The organism is Shigella sp. SIG3 (assembly GCF_053555855.1).
This window is the reverse complement of sequence record NZ_JBQZXE010000197.1, coordinates 1-3678: the sequence shown is the minus strand read 5'-3', so window position 1 is coordinate 3678 and position 3678 is coordinate 1. Positions and strand designations below refer to the sequence as shown.

General features: G+C 48.5%; 4 protein-coding genes. 1 reads left to right on the top strand and 3 read right to left on the bottom strand.

Annotated elements, in window-relative coordinates; genetic code table 11:
* Nucleotides 1-29 precede the first annotated feature (29 nt).
* On the top strand, nt 30-491 hold the full coding sequence (locus ACUU1I_RS19985) for a YehR family lipoprotein (RefSeq protein ID WP_005049020.1): 462 nt from the start codon (nt 30-32) through the stop codon (nt 489-491).
* 40 nt (nt 492-531) lie between these two features.
* On the opposite strand, the gene ACUU1I_RS19980 is transcribed toward ACUU1I_RS19985, so the two are convergent.
* The 3 genes from ACUU1I_RS19980 to btsS are packed head-to-tail and all read right to left on the bottom strand — an operon-like array spanning nt 532 to nt 3450.
* Nucleotides 532-1002: a YehS family protein gene (locus tag ACUU1I_RS19980; protein ID WP_005063442.1), complete on the bottom strand. Its 471-nt coding sequence runs from the start codon at nt 1000-1002 to the stop codon at nt 532-534.
* Nucleotides 1003-1048: 46 nt separating this feature from the next.
* Complete coding sequence (btsR, locus tag ACUU1I_RS19975) at nt 1049-1768, bottom strand: two-component system response regulator BtsR (protein WP_005048999.1); 720 nt, start codon at nt 1766-1768, stop codon at nt 1049-1051.
* Nucleotides 1765-3450: a two-component regulatory system sensor histidine kinase BtsS gene (btsS, locus tag ACUU1I_RS19970; RefSeq protein WP_001295431.1), complete on the bottom strand. Its 1686-nt coding sequence runs from the start codon at nt 3448-3450 to the stop codon at nt 1765-1767. Before btsS ends, btsR begins: the two co-directional genes overlap by 4 nt.
* Nucleotides 3451-3678: the final 228 nt, after the last annotated feature.

Here is a 3678-nt window from a genome sequence, read left to right as displayed (position 1 = left end):
TTTCTTGATTAAATAAAATGGAGTTTTACATGAAGGCTTTCAATAAGCTGTTTTCCCTCGTTGTTGCATCTGTTCTGGTTTTCTCTCTTGCTGGCTGCGGTGACAAAGAAGAATCGAAGAAATTCAGCGCCAATCTGAACGGCACTGAAATTGCCATTACCTATGTCTACAAAGGTGACAAGGTGCTTAAGCAATCTTCTGAAACCAAAATTCAATTTGCCTCCATTGGTGCAACCACCAAAGAAGATGCTGCCAAGACACTTGAGCCGTTAAGCGCCAAATACAAAAACATCGCGGGTGTTGAAGAAAAATCAACCTATACCGATACCTACGCGCAGGAAAACGTGACTATCGATATGGAAAAAGTGGATTTTAAAGCCCTGCAGGGTATTTCAGGAATCAACGTTTCTGCTGAAGATGCCAAAAAAGGTATCACTATGGCGCAAATGGAACTGGTGATGAAAGCCGCTGGTTTTAAAGAAGTGAAATAATCTGTCGGCGGCCATGTTTCGCATGGCCGCCATACCCGTCTTAGCTTTTCTTCACATGCTGGCGCGCTGCCAGTCCACGCAGAAAATAACGTAAAAATTGATCGCCGCATTCGCGGAAGTTTTTATGATCCGGTGCGCGCATCATCGCTGTAATTTCCGGCATCGAAACGCGGAACTGCTGTTCGGTGAGGATAGCCAGAATGTCATCGGTTTTCAGCGAAAACGCGATGCGTAATTTTTTCAGCACGATGTTGTTATTAATGCGACGTTCCGGCTCCAGTGCCGGAGCAGACTCATCCTTGCCGCGTTTTTCATAAATCAGGCCATTGAGGAATGACGACAAAACAATGTCCGGACAACGCTGAAAACCCTCTTCGTCTTCTTTACGTAGCCAGACGGCGATCTGTTCCGCGGTGGCTTCGACATTATCCAGCGCCAGAATACGCACCAGGTCATTATTATTGGCTTTCAAAATGTAGCGCACGCTGCGCAGAATATCGTTACTTATCATGAGGCCTTCAGGTGTTGATGAGGCAAAAAGCCATTTTAGCAGTCTTTTACAGGCCAATCGCCTCTTTTAAGCTTTTCAGATAACGGCGGCTGACCGGCACGGTTAAGCCATTACGCAAAATCAACTCGGCCTGGCCGTTATCTTCCAGACGAATCTCCTGTAAATGCGCGAGGTTAACCAGATACTGACGATGGCAGCGCAGTAGTGGTGTACGACTTTCCAGGGTACGTAATGTCAATTCGGTAAAGCCCTCTTTCCCTTCGTGGCTGGTAACGTAGACACCGCTCATCCGACTGCTGACAAATGCCACATCTTTCATTTGCAGCAAATAAATCCGACTATGCCCCGTACAAGGGATAAATTTCAGCGCCTGTTGATTTTCCGGTAACAGCGAAACATCCTGCTTGCTGCGCTCCTGACGCAATCGCGCCAGCGTTTTCTCCAGTCGCGCTTCATCAATTGGCTTCAGCAGATAATCAAAGGCATGTTCTTCAAAGGCTTTAATAGCGTATTCGTCAAACGCAGTGAGAAAAACAATATACGGGCGATGTTCCGGGTCAAGCATCCCCACCATTTCCAGACCACTGATGCGCGGCATCTGGATATCGAGAAACAGCACATCCGGGCGCAGTTTATGCACCGCGCCGATCCCTTCCACGGCGTTTGAACACTCTCCAACGATTTCAATATCGCTCTGCTCCTGCAAAAATATACGCAGGTTCTCCCGTGCTAACGGTTCATCATCGACAATTAAGACTTTAATCATGCCTCGTCCCTCCATGGTAGTCGTAACGTTATTCGGGTGTAACTATCAGGCTCACAGGCGACGCTTATTCCATAGTCATCGCCAAACCGTTCACGTAAACGCTTATCCACCAGATTCATCCCCAGCCCACTGGCATTGGTTACCGGTTGATACAAACCGGCATTGTCTTCGATCTCCAGCATCAAATGTTGCCCCTCACGTCGGGCGCTGATTGCCACTCGCCCTGTATCCAGCAGTTGTGATGTCCCATGTTTAATGGCGTTTTCCACTATCGGTTGCAGGGTAAACGCGGGCAATTGCTGCTGGGATAATTCTTGCGGAATAGCAATGTTGACCTGCAACCGCGACTGGAAGCGCGCCTTTTCAATTTGCAGATAAGCGTTCACATGTTCAATTTCGTCGGCGAGAGTAACAAACTCCGAAGGCCGCTTTAAGTTTTTGCGGAAAAAAGTGGAAAGATACTGCACCAGCTGGCTGGCCTGTTCGCTGTCGCGGCGGATCACCGCTTTAATGGTGTTAAGCGCATTAAACAAAAAATGAGGATTCACCTGGGCGTGAAGCAGTTTGATTTCTGACTGGGTGAGCATCGCTTTTTGCCGCTCATATTGCCCGGCAAGAATCTGCGCCGAAAGCAGTTGCGCAATCCCCTCGCCCAGCGTGCGGTTTATTGAACTGAATAAACGGTTTTTGGCTTCATACAATTTGATGGTGCCCATCACGCGCTGATTTTCGCCACGCAACGGAATTACCAGAGTCGACCCCAGTTTGCATTGCGGATGCAAAGAGCAACGATAAGGTACTTCGTTGCCATCAGCGTAGACCACTTCACCGGTTTCAATCGCTTTTAAGGTGTAAGTCGAAGAAATCGGTTTGCCGGGTAAATGGTGGTCGTCACCAATTCCGGTAAAGGCCAGCAATTTCTCTCGATCGGTAATCGCGACTGCACCAATATCCAGCTCCTGATACAGCACCTGAGCCACTTTCATGCTGTTCACTTCGTTAAACCCCTGTCGCAAAATGCCTTCCGTCGAGGCTGCCACTTTCAGCGCAGTGGCAGAAAAAGCCGAAGTGTATTTTTCAAACATCGCGCGTTTATCGAGCAATATACGCATAAACAGCGCCGCGCCGACGGTATTGGTGACCATCATTGGCGCAGCAATATTACTCACCAGACGCACCGCATCTTCATAAGGTCGGGCGATCGCAAGGATGATCAGCATTTGCACCATTTCAGCGACGAACGTGACGGCACCGGCGGTAATGGGGTTAAAGACTTTATCAGTGCGCCCGCGACGGATCAGGATGCTGTGTACCAGGCCGCCGAGCAATCCTTCAACGATGGTTGAGATCATGCAACTTAGCGCGGTCATGCCCCCCATCGAATATCGATGTAAGCCGCCGGTCAGACCAACCAGCCCACCGACGACCGGACCGCCGAGTAAGCCGCCCATTACCGCGCCTATCGCACGGGTATTGGCAATAGAATCGTCAATGTGCAACCCAAACCAGGTGCCCATGATGCAGAAGATGGAAAAGACGATGTAGCAGAGAAATTTATGCGGCAGACGAACCGTGACCTGCATTAACGGTATGAATAATGGCGTTTTACTCATTAACCACGCAATGACTAAAAAAACGCACATCTGCTGAAGCAGCAGCAACACCAGATTAAAATCGTACATACCCGCAAACCACACTTCCCTTTAAAACGCGTAACATACATTGCCTGCGTTTAACTTTCTTTGAACTCTTGCAGAAAAATGAGAATTCGTGAGTACGATCACTCAAAATCGCCTGGCAAAAATAAAATCACCCTATAGATGTAATGCCGATCAGTTAAGGATCAGTTGACCGATCCAGTGGCTGTGTAAGAATCCGGAAACGCTCACTTGTTTCCGATTTTTTTATGC